The sequence below is a fragment of the Microbacterium sp. RU1D genome (genome assembly GCF_900156435.1).
Lineage (GTDB): Bacteria > Actinomycetota > Actinomycetes > Actinomycetales > Microbacteriaceae > Microbacterium.
Map to the genome: position 1 here is coordinate 65,328 of NZ_FTPQ01000001.1, position 18,414 is coordinate 83,741.

Annotated in this window: 16 protein-coding genes and 1 tRNA gene; 5 read left to right on the forward strand and 12 right to left on the reverse strand. The window is 71.4% G+C overall.

The features are described from left to right. Positions 1–189 precede the first annotated feature (189 nt). A tRNA-Ser gene (locus tag B0B15_RS00290) sits at positions 190–274 on the reverse strand. 83 nt (positions 275–357) lie between these two features. Between B0B15_RS00290 and B0B15_RS00295 the strand changes: the two genes are divergently transcribed. Further along, positions 358–1,608 carry a DUF2254 domain-containing protein gene (locus tag B0B15_RS00295; protein WP_083708787.1) on the forward strand — a complete coding sequence of 417 codons (1,251 nt, stop codon included), beginning with the start codon at positions 358–360 and terminating at the stop codon, positions 1,606–1,608. Positions 1,609–1,674: 66 nt separating this feature from the next. On the opposite strand, the gene B0B15_RS00300 is transcribed toward B0B15_RS00295, so the two are convergent. Beyond that, positions 1,675–2,589 carry an HAD family hydrolase gene (locus B0B15_RS00300; RefSeq protein ID WP_076672763.1) on the reverse strand — a complete coding sequence of 305 codons (915 nt, stop codon included), beginning with the start codon at positions 2,587–2,589 and terminating at the stop codon, positions 1,675–1,677. After that, the gene (gene serS, locus B0B15_RS00305) at positions 2,586–3,854 is read right to left on the reverse strand and encodes a serine--tRNA ligase (RefSeq protein ID WP_076672764.1); all 1,269 of its coding nucleotides are present in this window, start codon (positions 3,852–3,854) and stop codon (positions 2,586–2,588) included. The genes B0B15_RS00300 and serS overlap by 4 nt, the downstream gene beginning before the upstream one ends. 233 nt (positions 3,855–4,087) lie before the next feature. Here serS and B0B15_RS00310 point away from each other — a divergent pair, with 233 nt between their 5' ends. Both B0B15_RS00310 and B0B15_RS00315 read left to right on the forward strand, forming a co-directional pair. Next, positions 4,088–5,377: a diacylglycerol kinase family protein gene (locus tag B0B15_RS00310; RefSeq protein ID WP_176776531.1), complete on the forward strand. Its 1,290-nt coding sequence runs from the start codon at positions 4,088–4,090 to the stop codon at positions 5,375–5,377. A 232-nt stretch (positions 5,378–5,609) separates the two neighbouring features. After that, complete coding sequence (locus B0B15_RS00315; RefSeq protein WP_076672765.1) at positions 5,610–6,980, forward strand: cryptochrome/photolyase family protein; 1,371 nt, start codon at positions 5,610–5,612, stop codon at positions 6,978–6,980. A gap of 112 nt (positions 6,981–7,092) precedes the next feature. Here B0B15_RS00315 and B0B15_RS00320 read toward each other — a convergent pair whose 3' ends face one another. Continuing rightward, positions 7,093–7,518 carry an Asp23/Gls24 family envelope stress response protein gene (locus tag B0B15_RS00320; protein WP_076672766.1) on the reverse strand — a complete coding sequence of 142 codons (426 nt, stop codon included), beginning with the start codon at positions 7,516–7,518 and terminating at the stop codon, positions 7,093–7,095. 196 nt (positions 7,519–7,714) lie between these two features. Between B0B15_RS00320 and B0B15_RS00325 the strand changes: the two genes are divergently transcribed. Next, positions 7,715–8,782 carry an LLM class flavin-dependent oxidoreductase gene (locus B0B15_RS00325; protein WP_371113224.1) on the forward strand — a complete coding sequence of 356 codons (1,068 nt, stop codon included), beginning with the start codon at positions 7,715–7,717 and terminating at the stop codon, positions 8,780–8,782. Positions 8,783–8,841: 59 nt separating this feature from the next. Here B0B15_RS00325 and pheA read toward each other — a convergent pair whose 3' ends face one another. Next, a complete protein-coding gene (pheA, locus tag B0B15_RS00330) occupies positions 8,842–9,804 on the reverse strand; it encodes a prephenate dehydratase (protein WP_076672767.1) in 963 nt (320 codons plus the stop codon). Positions 9,805–9,931: 127 nt separating this feature from the next. Between pheA and pgm the strand changes: the two genes are divergently transcribed. Then, positions 9,932–11,578: a phosphoglucomutase (alpha-D-glucose-1,6-bisphosphate-dependent) gene (gene pgm / locus B0B15_RS00335; RefSeq protein WP_076672768.1), complete on the forward strand. Its 1,647-nt coding sequence runs from the start codon at positions 9,932–9,934 to the stop codon at positions 11,576–11,578. A gap of 212 nt (positions 11,579–11,790) precedes the next feature. Here pgm and B0B15_RS00340 read toward each other — a convergent pair whose 3' ends face one another. The 7 genes from B0B15_RS00340 to B0B15_RS00370 all read right to left on the reverse strand — a co-directional run bounded on the left by B0B15_RS00340 (position 11,791) and on the right by B0B15_RS00370 (position 18,399). Beyond that, on the reverse strand, positions 11,791–12,837 hold the full coding sequence (locus B0B15_RS00340; protein ID WP_076672769.1) for an NAD(P)-dependent alcohol dehydrogenase: 1,047 nt from the start codon (positions 12,835–12,837) through the stop codon (positions 11,791–11,793). A gap of 151 nt (positions 12,838–12,988) precedes the next feature. Continuing rightward, positions 12,989–13,672, reverse strand: coding sequence for a bifunctional 4-hydroxy-2-oxoglutarate aldolase/2-dehydro-3-deoxy-phosphogluconate aldolase (locus B0B15_RS00345; protein ID WP_083708788.1), 684 nt, complete (start codon positions 13,670–13,672; stop codon positions 12,989–12,991). Next, positions 13,669–14,649, reverse strand: a complete 981-nt coding sequence (locus B0B15_RS00350; protein ID WP_076672770.1) for a sugar kinase — start codon at positions 14,647–14,649, stop codon at positions 13,669–13,671. Before B0B15_RS00350 ends, B0B15_RS00345 begins: the two co-directional genes overlap by 4 nt. Beyond that, positions 14,649–15,530, reverse strand: coding sequence for a 5-dehydro-4-deoxy-D-glucuronate isomerase (gene kduI / locus B0B15_RS00355; RefSeq protein ID WP_076672771.1), 882 nt, complete (start codon positions 15,528–15,530; stop codon positions 14,649–14,651). The genes B0B15_RS00350 and kduI overlap by 1 nt, the downstream gene beginning before the upstream one ends. A 66-nt stretch (positions 15,531–15,596) precedes the next feature. Further along, positions 15,597–16,361 (reverse strand): 2-dehydro-3-deoxy-D-gluconate 5-dehydrogenase KduD, encoded by a 765-nt coding sequence (kduD, locus tag B0B15_RS00360; protein ID WP_091366270.1) that lies wholly within the window; start codon positions 16,359–16,361, stop codon positions 15,597–15,599. Continuing rightward, positions 16,358–17,191, reverse strand: a complete 834-nt coding sequence (locus B0B15_RS00365; protein ID WP_256334114.1) for a fumarylacetoacetate hydrolase family protein — start codon at positions 17,189–17,191, stop codon at positions 16,358–16,360. The genes kduD and B0B15_RS00365 overlap by 4 nt, the downstream gene beginning before the upstream one ends. Before the next feature lie 11 nt (positions 17,192–17,202). Next, on the reverse strand, positions 17,203–18,399 hold the full coding sequence (locus tag B0B15_RS00370) for a glycoside hydrolase family 88 protein (protein ID WP_076672773.1): 1,197 nt from the start codon (positions 18,397–18,399) through the stop codon (positions 17,203–17,205). Positions 18,400–18,414: the final 15 nt, after the last annotated feature.

Sequence of the window (18,414 nt, forward strand, 5' to 3'; positions counted from 1 at the left end):
GACGAAAGCGGACCCCTGCGGGGCCCGCTCTCGTCGTTGCGGAGGGTGTGGGATTCTCCCCACCGCCCCTCCACGCGCCGCTGCGCGGCACGCGGAGCCTCCGGCGGCGTGGGCCCAACTTCGTTCGCATCCCGCTCAGCCGGTCAGAACGACGAAAGCGGACCCCTGCGGGGCCCGCTTTCGTCGTTGCGGAGGGTGTGGGATTCGAACCCACGGGACATCGCTGCCCACTGGTTTTCAAGACCAGGTCCATCGGCCGCTCGGACAACCCTCCCGGACGCCCCGAGTCTACCGACCGCCCGCGACGGCGGCGTCCAGCCCCCGTGCCGTGGCGCCGGGGCTCACTAGCGTCGGAGCATGGCGATGAGATCGCGTGGAGCGCTGGCATCCTTCTTCCTCCGGCTGGGCAGGCAGGTCTGGGTGCGCGCGGCCGCCTTCACGGTGATCGCGATCATCGTCGCCCTCGCGGCCAAGTTCATCGGTCCTCTCCTGCCGTTCTCGTTCAGCTTCTCGCTGGGGGACGGCGCCGTCGACTCCCTCCTGCAGATCATCGCGACGGCCATGCTGACGGTGAGCACGTTCTCGGTGACGGCCATGGTGACCGCCTTCTCCTCGGCGACCACGACCGCGACGCCGCGGTCCACGCAGTTGCTCATCGCCGACCCCACATCGCAGAACGCCGTCTCGACCTTCGTGGGGGCGTTCGCGTTCTCGCTCGTCGGCATCGTCGCGCTGTCGACCGGGTACTACGAGCAGCAGGGGCGCACGATCCTGTTCGTCGCGACGCTGGTCATCATCGCCATCGTCGTCGTGACGTTGCTGCGGTGGATCTCGCACCTGTCGACGTTCGGACGGATGGCCGACGTGATCGACCGCGTCGAGGAAGCAGCCGCGCTGTCACTCGAGCTCCACGCCGAGCACCCGACCCTCGGGGCCCGTCCCGCCGTGCCGATTCCCCCCGACGCCGTCGCCGTCCATGCCGAGAAGGTCGGCTACGTCACTCACATCGACGTGGCGGTGCTGGATCGTCTCGCGCGTCAAGCGGACGTGGAGATCCACGTCAACGCCACCCCCGGACGGACGGCCGATGCGCGCGTTCCCCTCGCCTTCGTCACGGGCGGTCCCGATGACGACGTCGTCTCCGCGGTCATCCGCGCCTTCCGCGTGGAGCATCACCGCACGTACGAGCAGGATCCGCGGTTCGGTGTCATCGCTCTCGCGGAGATCGGCAGCCGCGCACTCTCCCCCGCGGTGAACGACCCCGGGACGGCGATCGACGTCATCGCCGCCCTTCAGCGCGTGTTCTCGCGCGCCCTCACCACAGAGCGGGCCGAGGACATCGATCACGAGCACGTGTTCGTTCCGGCTCCGCCGCTGTCCGACCTCGCCGCCGACGCCTTCCGCCCCCTCGCGCGCGACGGGGCGGAGCACATCGAGGTGCAGATCCGTCTGCAGAAGTGCCTCGCGTCGCTCGCGGCATCCTCTCCCGCGCAGGCCGAAGTGTTCCGGGATGCCGCCCGCGCGGCGTTCGCGCGGAGTCGCCGCGCGCTCGACCGGTCCGACGCGCGGACGCTCCGCACGGCGGTGCGGGAGGCGTGGGGGCGCTGACGGACTCGGGGGCCGTCCGCACGGGTGCCGGTCTCTGTGGCGGGCTCGGGGACCTCGCGTGCGTGACTAGAGCGAGCGCAGGATCGCGGCGACGCCGCCCTCGGTGACCGACAGGCCGACCTCTCCGGCCGCGGCGTGCACCTCGGGCGGGCCCTGGTGCATCGCGATGGCGCGACCGCCGTTGCGGACGGCCCACTGCATCATCTCGATGTCGTTGCGCCCGTCGCCCATCACGAGCACGCGGTCGGGGGCGATGCCCAGCCAGCCGCGCACCAGCTCGAGCGCGGTGGACTTGTCGACGCCCTGCGGGGCGATGTCGAGCCACGCCGTCCAGCCGATCGCGTACGACACCTGGGTGAGGCCGATGCGCTCGACCAGTTCGAGGAAGTCCTGGTCGGTCTGCTCGGGCGCCACGACCACGACGCGGCACACCGGCTGGTCGGACAGCTCGGCGAAGGTCACCTTGTTGGCGCCCTCGAGGTTCCAGTCGTCGAGGTAGTCGGTGAACAGGCGCGTGCCGTCGGCCAGCTCGACGAGGAAGTGCGCCCCGGCGAGGTGCTCGCCCAGCAGCGTCAGTACCTCGGTCGGGTCGAACGTCTCGACGTGGGCGAGCTCGTACTCGTCGGCATCGTCCGCTCCGACGCGGCGCATGATGACCGCGCCGTTCGAGCACACGGCGTACTCGGGCCGGATGCCGAGGCGCCGCATGATCCCGTGCGTGCTGTCCCAGCTGCGTCCGGTCGCGAGCATGACCTCGTGGCCGGCGATGTGGGCGTCGGCCACGGCCTCGACCACGCCCGGGCTGAGGGTGTCGTCTTCGAGGAGGACGGTGCCGTCGATGTCGAGCGCGATGAGCATGCGCTCCGCCGGGACCGCGCCCGCGCGGGTGTCGTCGGCCAGGTCGGCGACGACATCGGCCGCCTCCTGCTTCGGGGTGCTCTCGACGGCGCCGGTGGCGGGGAGCGCGGCCTCGTCGGTCATGCGATCGGCTCCATGACCTCGAGGCCACCCAGGTAGGGCCGGAGAACCTCGGGGACCGTGACCGAGCCGTCCGCGCGCTGGTGCGTCTCGAGGAGCGCCACGATCCACCGCGTGGTCGCCAGCGTGCCGTTGAGGGTGGCGACCGGCTGCGTCTTGCCGCCATCCGCGGGACGGAAGCGCGTGTCGAGGCGACGCGCCTGGTAGGTCGTGCAGTTCGACGTGCTCGTGAGCTCGCGGTAGGCGTCCTGCGTGGGGACCCACGCCTCGATGTCGAACTTGCGCGCGGCGCTGGACCCCAGGTCGCCCGCGGCCACGTCGATCACGCGGTAGGCCAGACCGAGGTCCTGCAGCATGCCCTCCTGCATCGCGACGAGACGGTCGTGCTCGGCCTCGGCATCCGCCGGGTCGGTGTAGACGAACATCTCGAGCTTGTTGAACTGATGCACGCGGATGATGCCGCGGGTGTCCTTGCCGTACGAGCCGGCCTCGCTGCGGTAGCAGGTGGACCAGCCGGCGTAGCGCTTGGCGCCGCGCTCGAGGTCGAGGATCTCGTCCATGTGGTAGCCGGCGAGGGGGACCTCGCTCGTGCCCACCAGGTACAGGTCCTCCTTGGGCAGGTGGTACACCTCGTCAGCGTGCTGGCCGAGGAAGCCGGTGCCGCGCATGACCTCCGGACGCACGAGAGTCGGCGGGATCATGGGCGTGAACCCGGCCTGGAGGGCCCGGTCGAGCGCGAGCGTCATGAGCGCGAGCTCGAGGCGCGCACCGATGCCCGTGAGGAAGTAGAAGCGGCTGCCCGAGACCTTCGTGCCGCGCTCCATGTCGATCGCGCCGAGCAACTCGCCGATCTCGAGGTGGTCGCGCGGCGTGAACTCGTAGGTGGGGACGTCGCCGTGCGTGCGCAGGGTGACGAAGTCCGCCTCCCCTCCGGCCGGGACTCCCTCGAGCACGATGTTCTCGATCTTGGCCAGGGCCGCATCCGCTGCCTCTTCGGCGGCGGTGACCGCGTGCTGAGCCGCCTTGACCTTCTCGCTGAGCTGCTTGGCCTCCGCGACGAGGGCGGCCTTCTCGTCCTTCGGCGCCTGGGCGACGCGTTTGCCGTGCGCGTTCTGCGACGCGCGCAGCTCCTCGAAGGCGGTGATGGCGGCGCGGCGGTCGCGGTCGGCGGCGAGCGCGTCATCCACCGAATCCGGCGACTCCCCGCGGGCGATCTGGGAGCGCTTCACGAGCTCGGGATCTTCACGCAGCAGAGTCAGGTCGATCACGCGTCCATCCTACGGTCGCGCTCGCCCGCTCCCCCCGCGGCGGGCGGCGCACCCCGATCCGCAGACGCCCGGGCGTGTCCTCGCGACGTCCACCGCCCCGGCATCCCGTCCCGAAGCGACCCTCCCGCGCCATGACGCGACGACACGCCCGGCGCATGCGCGCGCGGCATCCCGCCGTCAACCCCCACCTCTCAGGCCGGGTCATGCTCCCCGCGCGGTCCTATGGTGGAGCCATGGCCGCCCCTGACGAGCCGCGTGACGACGCGGAGTCCCCCGAGCACGACCCCGCCGATGCCCCCACCGAGGTGAAGGCCGATGCCGCCGCCGCGGACGGGTCGCAGGAGCACTTCGACGCCGCACGCCTGGGCGACGACGTGGCCGATCATCCGCGGAAGGACGTCCCCCACCCGAAGGACGCCGCGGAGCCCGACGACACCATCCACCAGCCGGAGGACGTCGACCCCGACTCGTCGGCCGAGCTGCCCGGCAAGGCGCAGCGCGTGGACGCCGAGGGCGACGAGGCTCCGATGGATGCCGAGCACACCGGCGAGAAGCGCGCGGCCCTGGTGTACAACCCGACGAAAGTCGACCCCGAGACGCTGCGCGCCCGGGTGGCCGAGCTGTCGGCCGAGGCAGGCTGGGCCGAGCCGCTGTTCTACGAGACGACGGTCGACGACCTAGGCGACGACGCCACGCGCGCGGCCCTCGACGAGAAGGTGGATTCCGTGCTCGTGGCCGGCGGCGACGGTACCGTCCGCGCGGTGGCCGAGGCCCTCACCTCCACCGGCGTCCCCCTCACGATCGTGCCGAGCGGCACGGGCAATCTGCTCGCGCGCAACCTGAACCTGCCGCTGACCGACACCGACGCGATGATCCGAGCGACCTTCGACGGCGACATCCATTCCATCGACACCGGGCTGGCCCGCATCCGCCGCGCCGACGGCGAGATCGAGGAGCACGGGTTCTCGGTCATGGCCGGCATGGGCCTGGACGCCGCGATGATCCAGAACACCCGCGACGACCTGAAGAAGCAGGTCGGCTGGGTCGCCTACGTCGACGGCGCCGCCCGATCGCTCGTCAAGGCGAAGCCGTTCCGCGTGATGTACCAGCTCAACGGTCACCGCCTTCACTCAGCGAGGGTGCAGAGCGTGCTCTTCGCCAACTGCGGGGCGCTGCAGGGCGGCGTGGCGTTGATCCCCGACGCCTCCATCGCCGACGGCCGCCTCGACGTGGCGGTGCTGCAGCCGAGCGGAGTGCTGGGCTGGCTGGGAGTGTGGCGCAGCATCGTCTGGGACAACTCGGTGCTTCGCAGGTTTCGCGCCGGCCGTCGCGTGCTCGAACGGCGCAAGGACACCTCGGTGCGCTACCTGCGAGGCACGGGCATCGAACTCGCGACGGCTCCCGCCCAGCCGATCGAGCTCGACGGAGACGAGTTCGGCGAGGCGACGCGCATCTACACGCGCATCGTCGCGGGCGGACTCGTCGTGGCGCTGCCGAAGGGGCACGACGTCTCTTCGATCTGACGCACGGCGTTCCCGCGGGCCGGGCGTCCGGCGTCCGGCGTCCGGCGTCCGGCGTCCGGCGTCCGGCGAGATCATGCGCGTTGTACGAGATCAGACGTGATCGTGTTCAATCGCGCGTGATCTCGGCGGGAGCGCGTGATCTCGGCGACGGCTCAGCCGACGCGGCCCGCCGGGAGCGACGGACGCCTGTCAAGCCCGCGGGGCCGGATGCGGCGGTGGCTAGCGTCGAGGGATGGCTTCGCCCTCGATCGTGTGGTTCCGTGACGACCTCCGCCTGACCGACAACCCGGCGCTGCGCGCGGCGCTCGACCGCGACGAGCCGATCGTCGCGCTGTACGTGCTCGACGAGGAATCGGACGGCGTGCGCGAGATCGGCGGGGCGGCGCGCTGGTGGTTGCACGGGTCGCTGGCATCCCTCGCCGAGCGGCTCGAGGATCGGGGCGCGACGCTCGTGCTGCGTCGAGGGGCGGCGGCGAAGGTGCTCCCCGCCCTCGTCGACGAGGTCGGTGCGGGCGCGGTGTTCTGGAACCGCCGATACGGCGGTGTCGAGCGCGAGATCGACGCCGGCATCAAGGAGAAGCTGCGCGACGACGAGGTGACCGTGGCGTCGTTCGCGGCGAACCTGATGTACGAGCCGTGGACCGTGCGCACCCAGAGCGACAAGCCGTACGGTGTCTACAGCCCCTTCTCGCGCGCCGTGCAGAAGCTGCCGGCGCCGCGTCCGCCGATGCCCGAGGCGCGGAGGGTGCCCGGGGTGTCGGCATCCGTCGACTCCGACGACCTCGCGTCGTGGGGCCTGCTGCCGACGAAGCCGGATTGGGCCGGAGGGCTGCGCGAGACGTGGGAGCCCGGTGAGCCCGCCGCGAGGGCGCGGCTGAAGGAGTTCCTCGACGAGGATCTCGGCGATTACTCGAAGTACCGCGACGAGTTCGCCGGCGGTGCCACCTCGAACCTCTCGCCCCGCTTGCGGTGGGGCGAGCTGAGCCCGTACCAGGTCTGGCACGACACCCTCGAGCACAAGGGCTCCGGTCAGCATGCGCAGAGCGCGAGCGGGTTCCTGTCCGAGCTGGTGTGGCGGGAGTTCGCGTGGCACGTGACGTACCACTCCCCCGACATCGCCACCGCCAATTGGCGTCGGAATTTCGACGCGTTCCCGTGGCCGGAGCTGGACCGTGCGCACCTCGAGACCTGGCAGCGAGGCGAGACCGGCGTCGCCGTGGTGGACGCCGGGATGCGACAGCTCTGGAAGACCGGCGTGATGCACAACCGCGTGCGCATGGTCACGGCATCCTTCCTCATCAAGAACCTGCTGATCGACTGGCGTCACGGCGAGCAGTGGTTCTGGGACTGCCTGGTCGATGCGGATGCCGCGAGCAACCCCTTCAACTGGCAGTGGGTCGCGGGATCGGGCGCGGACGCTGCTCCCTACTTCCGCGTGTTCAACCCGGAGACCCAGCGCAAGAAATTCGACCCGCATGACGAGTACGTGCGAAAGTGGGCGCCGGAGTTCCTCGGCGAGGACCCACCGGAGCCGATGGTCGACCTCGGCGAGACCCGCAAACGCGCGCTCGACGCCTACGCGCACGTGCGGCACGGGGGCTGAGGTCGGGACTCACGTCTGCGTGGGCGCCGTTCCCCGGGGGTCGCCGGGGAGGTCGGCATCCGGGTACGCGAAAGGGGCGCCACCTCGCGGTGACGCCCCTTGTCGACGGATGTCAGTTGACGCGCGGCTCGGTGGCGTCGTCTTCGTCGTCGTCGCCCGGGATGAAGACGTCGACCACGGTCACGTTGATCTCGGCGACCTTCATGCCCACGAGCTCGGTGATGGCCTGGTGCACGGCCGAACGGACGTTCGCGGCCACGCGCTGCAGCTGCTCGGGGTAATCGACCTGGATCGCGATGTCGGCGGCGACCTCGGTCTCGCCGACCTCGACGCTCACGCCCTGGGCGTGGTCCTTCGCGCCGACGGCCTGGCGGAGGTTGCCGATGACGCGGGCGGCGCCGCCACCGAGGGCGTGGACGCCGGGGACCTCGGCCGCGGCGATACCGGCGACCTTGGCGACGACGGCGTCGACGATGACGGTCGAGCCGCCGTCCTTCTTGGAGGGGGTGGGGGTGGCGGTGGTGATGGTGTCAGCCATGTTCGCTTCCTTCCGTCGTTCCGGGACCCTGTGTCCCGCGATGTCAGAGGTGAGACGCGCGACGGAGCGGATTCGTCACAGAATCCTTCCTGGGAGAAACCTGTGGGTGGATGCCGAGCCCTCGGCCGGCGAGCCCTCGGCCGGCGCCCTGGGCCACCCCGTCGTGCACCCGCGCGAGGGGAATACCGTCCGTCCCGTGGACGTTCCCCTCGAGGTGAACGACGCGATCCCTTCCCTCTCCGTTCTCGACCTCGTGCCCGTGCGCCACGGGCAGACCAGCGCTCAGGCGGTGAGCGCGGCCCTCGATCTCGTCGAGCGGGCCGACCGCCTCGGCTACCGCCGGTACTGGTTCGCCGAGCACCACAACATGCCCTCGGTGGCATCCACCACTCCCCCGGTGCTGATCGCCGCGGCGGCCGCGCGCACGAGTCGGATCCGGGTGGGGTCGGGCGGCGTCATGCTGCCCAATCACTCCCCCCTCATCGTCGCGGAGCAGTTCGCTGCGCTCGAGGCGCTGGCCCCCGGTCGTATCGACCTCGGCATCGGTCGCGCGCCGGGCAGCGACCCGGTCATCACGCAGCTGCTGAACCGCTCGGGCACGACGAGCGACGTCTCGCGGTTCCCCGACCACGTCACCGACATCATCGCCCTCACCTCCCCCGAGGGGGCCACGGTGCGTTTCACCTCCGGCAGCGAGTACCAGGTGAAGGCGACCCCGTCGGCATCCGGGATGCCGCAGGTGTGGCTGCTCGGATCGAGCGACTACTCCGCGCAGCTCGCCGCGAGCTTCGGACTGCCGTACGTGTTCGCGAACCACTTCGCCGGCGAGGGACTGGACCGAGCGCTGCGCCTATATCGCGATCAGTTCGTGCCGAACGAGACCGGTGACGGCCCGCGCACCTTCGTCACCGCGAACGTCGTCACCGCCCCCACGGCCGAGGAGGCTGAGGACCGCGCTCTGCCGCAGCTGCGGATGATGGCGCGACTGCGCACGAACAAGCCGCTCGTTCCCCTCGAGACGATCGAGCAGGCGAAGGCCGACCCGTTCGATTCGATGGCGGAGTCGATCATGGCGTCGACGCGTCAGAAGTGGTTCATCGGGACGGGCGCCGACGTGCAGGGCCAGCTCGCCGCCTTCGCCGCGCAGCACGGTGTCGACGAGATCATGGTGTCGCCCGTCGCCGGCGCGTACGACGGTGAAGGCTCGGAGGGCCGGGTGCAGACGCTCGAGCTGATCGCGGCGCGGGAGGCCGTGGCGGCCTGACGCGGAGCCCGGTCCCTTCGACACTCAGGGACCTCGCCGGCACCGCGCCGGTCTGCCGGTCAGGCCTCCGGTTCGCCGCTCAGCAGGCCGCGCAGCCAGTCGCGGGCCTCGACGAACACGTCGTCGCTGTAGCGCTGCGGATAACGCACGATGGCGCGGTCCGCCCGCGCGTAGGAGCCCAGGAAGATGACCTTCGGGCTGAAGCGCCGCAGCCCGAGCAGCGCGTCAGCCATGCGCTCGTCGTGCACGTGCCCGTCGGCGTCGATGACGAAACGGTAGCGACCGAGCGCGTCGCCGATGGGGCGGGATGCCAGCAGACTCAGGTTGATGCCACGGGTGGCGAACTGCTCGAGCAGCTCGAGCAGGGCGCCGGGATGGTCCTCGGGCAGCTCGACGATGAGCGAGGTCTTATCGGCACCGGTCGGGGGCGCGGGTGCCACGGTGCGGCTGACGAGCACGAAGCGCGTCACCGCGTTCGGGTTGTCGCCGATGCTCTCGGCGAGGACCGTCAGATCGTGGTGCGCGACGATGCCGGGGGCCGCGATCGCGGCGTCGGCGGCGCTCGTGCCGTCGAGCACTCCCAGGGCGCTGGCGACGTTGCTCTCGGCGGGGAGGTGGGCATGCGCGGGGACGTTCCGGCTCAACCAGCCGAGGCACTGCCCGTAGGCGACGGGGTGGGCGGCGATCAGCGCGACATCGGCGAGGGTCGCCCCGGGCCGGCCCACGAGCACGAAGTTCACGGGCACGAGGTACTCGCCGACGATCCGCAGGCCCGGGACCGTGGCCAGCGCGTCCTGCGCGGTCGACACTCCGCCGTCGACGGAGTTCTCGATCGCGATCATCGCGGCATCCGATCGGCCCTCGACGACGTCGGCCAGCGCCTCGCCGACATTACGCACGGGCCGCCAGATCTGATCGCGCGCCTCGGGGACCTGCGCGAGAGCGGCTTCGGTGAACGTGCCGGCGGGACCCAGGTAGCTGTAAGTACGGCGGGCGGGCACGGTCTCTGTGTCGGGCAGCACGGCGTACAGCCTAGACCGGCGACGCGCGGACCCTCTTCGCTCCCGTCTGGGCGCCGCGCGACGACGGATTCGCCGTGAATGCGCAACCGCGTGTGCGCATGTCGGAGACACCGGGCAGACTGGGCGCATGAGCAGTCGCGCAGGGCAGCCCGCAGAGGCATCCGATCTCATCGACATCGACGAACTGATCGCCGCGTATTACGACCGCAAGCCGGATGCCGCGGTGCCCGAGCAGCGCGTCGCCTTCGGCACGAGCGGCCACCGTGGTTCGTCGTTGAGCACGAGCTTCAACGAGGATCACATCCTCGCCACCACGCAGGCGATCGTCGACTATCGCGCGGCGCAGGGCATCACCGGGCCCCTCTTCCTCGGCCGCGACACGCACGGCCTGTCGCTGCCGGCCGAGCGCAGCGCCATCGAGGTGCTCGTCGCGAACGGCGTCGACGTCCGCGTGGATTCCCGTGACGCGTGGGTGCCGACCCCGGCGCTCAGCCACGCCATTCTCACCTACAACCGCGGCCGTGCGGCCGACGACCCGGGCCGCGCCGACGGCATCGTCGTCACCCCCTCGCACAACCCCCCGCGCGACGGCGGCTTCAAGTACAACCCCCCGCACGGCGGGCCCGCCGACACCGACGCGACCGGCTGGATCGCCGACCGCGCGAACGAGCTCATCGCCGCAGGCCTCGAGGGCGTGCACCGCACCCCGCACGCCGACATCGACCTCGACGCCCTCGGCCAGTACGACTTCCGCGACGCGTACGTGCGCGACCTGGCATCCATCATCGACGTCGACGCCATCAAGAGCGCCGGCGTGCGCATCGGCGCCGACCCGCTCGGCGGGGCCTCGGTGGAGTACTGGGCGCTGATCGCCGAGGTGTACGGCCTCGACCTGACGGTGGTGAACCCCGAGGTCGACCCGACGTGGAAGTTCATGACGCTCGACTGGGACGAGAAGATCCGCATGGACCCCTCGTCGCCCTCGGCCATGGCCTCCCTCGTCGCCGCGCGTGACGAGTACGACATCCTCACGGGCAACGACGCCGACGCCGACCGGCACGGCATCGTCACCCCCGATGCGGGGCTGATGAACCCCAACCACTACCTGGCCGTCGCGATCGACTACCTCTTCTCGCACCGCGAGGGCTGGCCGACGGATGCCGCGGTGGGCAAGACCCTCGTGTCGTCGATGATCATCGACAAGGTCGCCGCCTCGCTCGGCAAGACGCTGCTCGAGGTTCCCGTGGGCTTCAAGTGGTTCGTGCCGGGCCTGCTCGACGGCTCCGTGGCGTTCGGCGGCGAGGAGTCGGCCGGAGCGTCGTTCCTGCGCAAGGACGGCACCGTCTGGACCACGGACAAGGACGGCATCCTGCTCTGCCTGCTCGCGGCCGAGATCCTCGCCGTGACCGGCAAGACGCCCTCGCAGCGCTACGCCGAGCTCGAGTCCGAATTCGGCGCCTCCGCTTACCAGCGCGTCGACGCCCCGGCCTCTCCCGCGCAGAAGTCGTCCCTGTCGAAGCTGTCTCCGGATGCCGTCAGCGCGACCGAGCTCGCGGGAGAGCCGATCGTGGCGAAGCTCTCGCACGCGCCGGGCAACGGCGCCGCGATCGGCGGCCTGAAAGTGCAGACGGAGTCGGCGTGGTTCGCCGCGCGCCCCTCGGGCACCGAAGACGTCTACAAGCTGTACGCCGAGTCGCTCCGCGGCGAGGACCACCTGCGCGAGGTGCAGGAAGAGGCACGCGCGGTCGTCTCGGCGGCGCTCGGCCAGGCCTAACACCGTCATCGAGGCGGCGCCGTCCTGCGGGGCGGCGCCGCTTTCGCGTTGTCCGGCCGGCCGGCACCGATAATCGCCAATCCGTGCGAAACACGCCGCGAGGCGGCGTTTCTGCACAGGAATGGCGTTTATCGGCGACGAAGGCGGCGGGGATGCCGCGGCCCCGACGCTCCGGGGAACGTCGGGGCCGTGGCATCCGGGCCTGAGCGGGATCAGGCGGGGGCCAAGGTCTTCGCGTCGATGACGAAGCGGTAGCGCACGTCGCTCTTGAGCACGCGCTCGTAGGCCTCGTTGATCTGGTCGGCCGAGATGAGCTCGGTCTCGGGCGCGATGCCGTTCTCGGCGCAGAAGTCGAGCATCTCCTGGGTCTCGCGGATGCCGCCGATCGACGAACCCGCGAAGGAACGGCGGTTGGTGAACAGCGTGAAGACCTGGATGGGCAGGGGCTCCGGCGGGGCGCCGACGTTGACCATCGTGCCGTTCAGCGCGAGCAGACCGAGGTACTGCTTGAGGTCGAGCGGCGCGCTGACGGTGTTGATGATGAGGTCGAAGCTCTTCTTCAGCTTGTCGAAGGTCTCTTCGTCCTTCGTCGCGTAGTAGTGGTCGGCGCCCATCTTCAGGCCGTCGTCCTTCTTGCTGAGCGTCTGCGACAGCACGGTGACCTCGGCGCCCATCGCGTGGGCGATCTTGACGGCCATGTGGCCGAGACCGCCGAGGCCGACGACGGCGACCTTCTTGCCGGGGCCGGCGTTCCAGTGGTTCAGCGGCGAGTAGGTCGTGATGCCGGCGCACAGCAGCGGAGCGGCCTTCTCGTAGGGGATCGACTCGGGCACACGCAGCACGAAGTGCTCGTCGACGACGATCTTCTCGCTGTAGCCGCCCTGGGTGATCGTGCCGTCGACGTCCTTCGCGCCGTACGTGCCGATGTTGCCCTTCTCGCAGTACTGCTCCTCGCCGGCGAGGCAGTTCTCGCACTCGCGGCACGAGTTCACCATGCAGCCGACGCCGACGCGGTCGCCGACCTTGTGGCTGGTGACCTCGGAGCCGACCTCGGCGACCGTGCCGACGATCTCGTGGCCCACGGTCAGGGGGTAGGGCACGTCGCCCCACTCGCCGCGGATGGTGTGGATGTCGGAGTGGCAGATGCCGGCGTAGGCGATGTCGATCAGGACGTCCTTCGGGCCGACGTCACGACGCTCGATGGTCGTGGGCTCAAGGGGCGAGGTCGCGGACGACGCCGCGTAGGCGTTGACGTGCATGGGTCTCCTCGGTGGGGGTCGATTCGGACGGTCAATCTTCTCCCGCCGACGCCGCCGCGGGTCGGGCTTGCACGGATGTGCGCGAAGTGCCAGGAATCGTCGCTTGCGGGAAACGGTGCGCGACGATTTCTGGCACTCACGCGGAGACGGGTCAGGGGCGCCCAAGCAGTGCGGCCAGTCGCGGCAGCTGCGAGGAGTCTTCGAGAGCCGAGCCGACCGCGGCGACGCGCACCCCGGCATCCAGGAACTCCGACACGTTGCCGGCGTCGAGACCGCCGGTCGCCACGAATCTCACGTCGGGGAACGGTCCGCGCAGGACGCGGAACCACGCGGGCCCGAGCCACGTCGCCGGGAACGCCTTGAGCCACCGCAGCCCGAGCGCCACCGCGCGCTGCACCTCGCTCGGCGTCGCCACGCCGGGGAGGATCGGGATGCCGTGCGCGCGGGCCGCCGCGATCACGTCGGGGTCGAGCCCCGGCGACACGAGGTAGCGGGCTCCGGCAGCAACGGCGACCGGCACCTGTGCGGGGTCGATGATCGTGCCCGCGCAGACGGACAGGCCGCGCTCCGCCGCCGCGGAGGCCACGGCGCGCAGCGCTTCCTCGTCGGCCGGGGTCTGCAGGGGCACCTCGACCGACCGGATGCCGAGATCCCACGCCGTCGTCGCGAGCTCGAGCGAGCGCTCCCGACCCATGCCGCGAAGGATCGCCATGAGCGGGGCCCCGGCGAAGGTGTCGTCGAAGAAGGCGTCGTCGTCGGCGAGGGCGCCATCGCCCGACGAGGCGCGGTCGGAGACGGAGCCCGAGGAGGTGCGGGCGTCGTGGGGAAGGGTCATGCGAGGGTCCTGTCCGGGAGCGGGGTCGGCGGCGCGACCGTGTCGTCGATCGAGTCGCCGTAGGTGCGGAGGGTGAGGGCGGCGCGCTCGTGTCCGGCCGCGAGGCGGGCGCGGGCGTCGAGTCCGCGGGCGCGCGCGGCGAGGTAGCCCCCGGCGAAGGCGTCCCCCGCCCCGACCGCGTCGAGCACCTCGACCCGCAGCGCGGGCACGAAGGTGCGGCCCGAGGGCTCGAAGACGGTGGCGCCGACGTCGCCGTCTTTCACGACGAGTTCGGCGACCCCGGGGAGCACGGCGCGCACAGCGGTATCGGTCGAGGTCCCCCACAGCGTCTCCGCCTCGTCGCGTCCGACGAAGACGACGTCGGCCCGGCCCGCGAGGGCGGCGAGCACCGAGCCCGCCTCCGCTGCCGGCCACAGGGCCGCGCGGTGGTTCACGTCGAAGCTGACCGACACCCCGACCGCGTGGGCCCGCGTGATCGCCGCATCCACGAACGCGCGCGCCGACGCGGAGAGGGCGGCCGTGATCCCCGAGACGTGCAGCACGTCGACGTCGTCGAGCGCGAGGGAATCGGCATCCATCGGGGCGAGGTGCGAGGCGGCGGACCCGGCCCGGTAGTAGCGCACCCCGTGCCCGGGGTCTTTGACGTACAGACCCGTCGGATGCCGCGCGTCGCGCACCACGCCCGTGGTGTCGACCCCGCGCGCCGAGATCTGCCGCAGCACGCGGTCGCCGAGGGGATCGGCCCCGAGTCGACTGAACCAGCGGGCGGTCATGCCGAGCGCCGCCGCGTGGGCGGCGACGTTGGACTCGGCGCCTCCCGCATCGACGAGGAAGGTCATGGCATCCACCACCCCTCCCCCGTCGGACGGGGCGAGCATCGCCATCGTCTCGCCGACGGCGAGGAGCACGCACGCGGATGCCGGAGGGGCCGCGCCCGCACCGGCACGGGAGACGTCGTCGGGCGTCACGGCGGACATCAGCGCAGGTCGGTGATGGGGGCGGCATCCATGTCGTCGAAGGACTGGTTCTCGCCCGCCATGGCCCACACGAACGAGTACGCGGCCGTACCGACGCCGGAGTGCAGCGACCAGCTCGGCGAGATGACGGCCTCCTCGTCACCCACGATGAGGTGTCGCGTCTCCTCGCGCTCGCCCATGAGGTGCACGACGCGCGCGTCGGCGGGGAGGTCGAAGTAGAGGTAGCACTCGGTGCGGCGGTCGTGGGTGTGGGCGGGCATGGTGTTCCACATCGACCCGGGGTGCAGCTGCGTCACGCCCATCACGATCTGGCAGCTCTTCACGCCGTTCTCGTGGATGTACTGATTGAGGGTGCGGCGGTTGCTGGTCACCTGGTCGCCGAGCTCGCGCACCGTGCCCTCGCCCGGCGAGACGAGCGCCGACGGGTAGGCGGTGTGCGCGGGGGCCGAGAACAGGTAGAACCGCGCCCCGCCCGGCGCGGCGGTGTCGGCACCCTCTCCCACTGCAGCGGCGTCGGCGTCGGCGTCGGCGAACACCACGTCACGCACACCCCGGCCGAGGTACAGGCACGCGCCGGTGACGAGCTCGTACACCTCGCCGTCGGCCGTGACGGTGCCTGCCGCCCCGACGTTGACGATGCCGACCTCGCGGTGCTCGAGGAAGTACTCGCTGCGGATCTCGGGGTAGCCCGTGAGCGCGAGCTCCGAGCCGGCCGGCACGGCACCGCCGAGCACGATGCGGTCGTGGTGCGAGTAGGTCAGCCGCACCTCGCCGGCGACGAAGACGTCGTCGATGAGGAAACGCTCGCGCAACTGCGCGGTGGTCATGCCCGGGATCTGCTCGGGGTGCGTGGCGTAGCGCTGGGGAATGGAGGCGGTCATGCGATTCTCCTGGGGGTCGGTGCGGCAGGGCCGCGGGGCGGAAGGACGGGCGTGTGCCGGCGCGCCTCAGCGCACGAGCCACCCGCCGTCGACGGGGATGACGGCGCCCGTGACGTAGGCGGCGGCATCGGAGGCGAGGAACACGAAGGCCCCCTGCAGGTCGGCGGGCGTGCCCCAGCGGCCGGCCGGGATGCGGCCGAGGATGGAGGCCTCGCGATCGGCGTCCGCTCGGATCGGGGCGGTGTTGTCGGTGGCCATGTAGCCCGGCGCGATCGCGTTGACGGTGACGCCGGAGGCCGCCCACTCGTTGGCGAGCGCCTTCGTCAGGCCCGCGACGGCGTGCTTGCTGGCGGCGTAGCCCGGGACCAGGATGCCGCCCTGGAACGACAGCATCGACGCGACGTTGACGATGCGGCCCCACCCCTGCGCGATCATGTGTCGGCCTGCGGCCTGCGAGAGATGGAAGACGGCGTCGAGGTTGACCGCGAGCACGTCGTCCCAGTCCTGCGCGCCGTGCTCGACGGCGGGGGCGCGGCGAATGGTCCCGGCGTTGTTGACGAGGATGTCGATGCGGCCCATCGTCTGCGCCGCTTCGTCGATCGCGCCGGCGAGCTCGTCACGGGACGCGGAGACGAAATCGCGGTGGATCGTGTGCACGCGACGCCCCAGGCCCCGGGCGAGGTCGGCGGTGTGCGCCGCGTCGCCCCGGTCGATGAGCACGAGGTCGGCGCCGGCCTCGGCGAGGGCGAGGGCGGCGCCCTGCCCGAGACCGCGGCTGGAGCCGGTGACGACGGCGACGCGGCCGTCGAGGCGGAAGGTGTCGAGGATCATGCGGGCTCTCCCGGGGGTGCGATGAAGCGGGTGGTGAGGTCGCCGATGCCGCCCACGCGCACGGTCACCGCGTCCCCGGGGACGAGGGGGCGGTGCGCCGCCTGCGCGGCGGGGAGCTTCTGCGGCGTGCCGGTCGAGATGACGTCGCCCGGCTCGAGGGTCAGCACCTGGCTGAGGTGATGGACGACGAAGGCGACCGAGAAGATCGTCGTCGCCGTGGACTGCGAGACCGTGACCTCGCCGTCGCGCACGCCCTCGACCAGCAGGTCCTGCGGGTCGACCTCATCGGCGGTGACCACCCACGGCCCCAGGGGGGCGAAGCCGTCGAAGCACTTGCCCAGCGCCCACTGGCTCTGCTTGCGCTGCCACGACCGGTCGGACACGTCGTTGAGCAGCGTGTATCCCGCGACGTACGACAGCGCGTCGTCGAGGCTCACCGCGTGCGCGCGACGCCCGATGACGACGGCGATCTCGCCCTCGTAGTCGACATCGTCGGCCACGGCGGGGATCATCACGGGATCGTTCGGTCCGCCGAAGGTGTTCGCCGTCTTGACGAACACGTCGGGGCTGGCCGGATCGTCGGCGGTGGGGTCGACCCCGTCGGGCACGTGCCCCCGGTAGTTGTAGCCGAGGCAGAGCATCGTCCGCGGGACCACCGGCGCCTGCAGCGCCGAGGGGTCCAGGGGCGGCAGGGTCTCGGCATCCGTCCGCTGCACGAGGGAACGGATGCCGTCGAGGTCGGCGAACAGCTCGGGAAGGGGGCGCGGGCCGAGGTCGAGCACGTGGTCGCCCGAGGAGCCCGCCACGACGGCGACCGAGCGGTCCCCCACGCGCGCGAGCCTCACCACACGGGCCGCCAGTCGGGACGGGCCGCGCGGGCGAGCGCCTCGAGGTAGAAGTAGTCGCCCCAGAGGGTGCCCTCGTCGACGCCCACGTTCTTCGGCAGGTCGTACACGCTGTGCAGCAGCACCGTGTCGGCATCCGCGGCGCGCGCGGGGGTGTACCGCGCGATCAGGGATGCCAGGATGCGCTCCGCCGCGGCGCGCCAGCGCTCGGCGCCCTCGGGGTCGACGGCCGCGAGCTCGAAGAGTCCGCACACGGCGATCGCGCCCGAGGAGCTGTCGCGCGGCGCATCGGCGTCGTCGCCGTAGACGAGGTCCCAGTAGGGCACGTCGTCGGAGGGGAGGTGGGCGAGGAAGTACTCGGCGCAGGTGCGCGAGGCCTCGAGGAGCGCGGCGTCGCCGGTCGCACGATGGTTCATCGCGAACCCGTAGATGCCCCACGCCTGTCCACGCGCCCAGCACGAGTCGTCGAAGGCGCCCTGTTCGGTGGCGCCGCGCAAGGGCTCCCCCGTCTCGGCATCCCAGTAGAAGGTGTGGAACGTCGAGCCGTCGGGACGCAGGATGCGCCGGCGCAACTCGGCGGTGTGGCGCGCGACGACGTCGCTGTAGCGCCGGTCGCCGGTCTGTTCGGCCGCCCACGTCAGCAGGGGCATGTTCATGAGGCTGTCGATGATCGTGCGCCCGCGCTGCGCGGGGTCGGCGAGGTCGCCCCAGGCCTGGATGATCCCCGCCGACGGAAGGTAGCGCATCATGAGGTGGTCCGCCGCCGCAAGCGCGCTCGCGCGGGCATCCTCGTCGCCGAGCAGGCGCCACGGCGCCACGCACGAGAGGGTGTAGAGGAAGCCCAGGTCGTGCGTGTCGAGGTCGCGCTCCTCGTGCACCCGGTGCCCGAAGTCGGCGGCGTGCACCAGAGCGGTGTCGCGGAAGGCCTCGTCGCCGGTCAGTTCCCACGCGATCCACTGCATGCCGGGCCAGAAGCTCGTCGTCCAGCCGCGGTTCTCCCCCTCGGCGAAGCCGGGGACGGCCGGACGCAGCGGATAGCGGTTGTCGCGCGTGGTGTCGTCGGGGTAGCGCATGCCGAAGGCGTCGATGTTCGCGCGGACGGTGTCGAACACCTGCGCGATGGCACGGTCGACGGCGGCTCGAGGGGCGTCGACACGCGCGGCGGCCGCAGCGGTCGGAGGGGAGGTGGTCATGCGGGGAGAAGTCCT

Excerpts from the sequence above, each read along its gene's own strand:
- B0B15_RS00295 (WP_083708787.1), top strand. The coding sequence starts at position 358 with ATGGCGATGAGATCGCGTGGAGCGCTGGCATCCTTCTTCCTCCGGCTG.
- B0B15_RS00300 (WP_076672763.1), bottom strand. The coding sequence starts at position 2,589 with ATGACCGACGAGGCCGCGCTCCCCGCCACCGGCGCCGTCGAGAGCACC.
- B0B15_RS00310 (WP_176776531.1), top strand. The coding sequence starts at position 4,088 with ATGGCCGCCCCTGACGAGCCGCGTGACGACGCGGAGTCCCCCGAGCAC.
- B0B15_RS00315 (WP_076672765.1), top strand. The coding sequence starts at position 5,610 with ATGGCTTCGCCCTCGATCGTGTGGTTCCGTGACGACCTCCGCCTGACC.
- B0B15_RS00320 (WP_076672766.1), bottom strand. The coding sequence starts at position 7,518 with ATGGCTGACACCATCACCACCGCCACCCCCACCCCCTCCAAGAAGGAC.
- pgm (WP_076672768.1), top strand. The coding sequence starts at position 9,932 with ATGAGCAGTCGCGCAGGGCAGCCCGCAGAGGCATCCGATCTCATCGAC.
- B0B15_RS00340 (WP_076672769.1), bottom strand. The coding sequence starts at position 12,837 with ATGCACGTCAACGCCTACGCGGCGTCGTCCGCGACCTCGCCCCTTGAG.
- B0B15_RS00345 (WP_083708788.1), bottom strand. The coding sequence starts at position 13,672 with ATGACCCTTCCCCACGACGCCCGCACCTCCTCGGGCTCCGTCTCCGAC.
- B0B15_RS00350 (WP_076672770.1), bottom strand. The coding sequence starts at position 14,649 with ATGTCCGCCGTGACGCCCGACGACGTCTCCCGTGCCGGTGCGGGCGCG.
- kduI (WP_076672771.1), bottom strand. The coding sequence starts at position 15,530 with ATGACCGCCTCCATTCCCCAGCGCTACGCCACGCACCCCGAGCAGATC.
- kduD (WP_091366270.1), bottom strand. The coding sequence starts at position 16,361 with ATGATCCTCGACACCTTCCGCCTCGACGGCCGCGTCGCCGTCGTCACC.
- B0B15_RS00370 (WP_076672773.1), bottom strand. The coding sequence starts at position 18,399 with ATGACCACCTCCCCTCCGACCGCTGCGGCCGCCGCGCGTGTCGACGCC.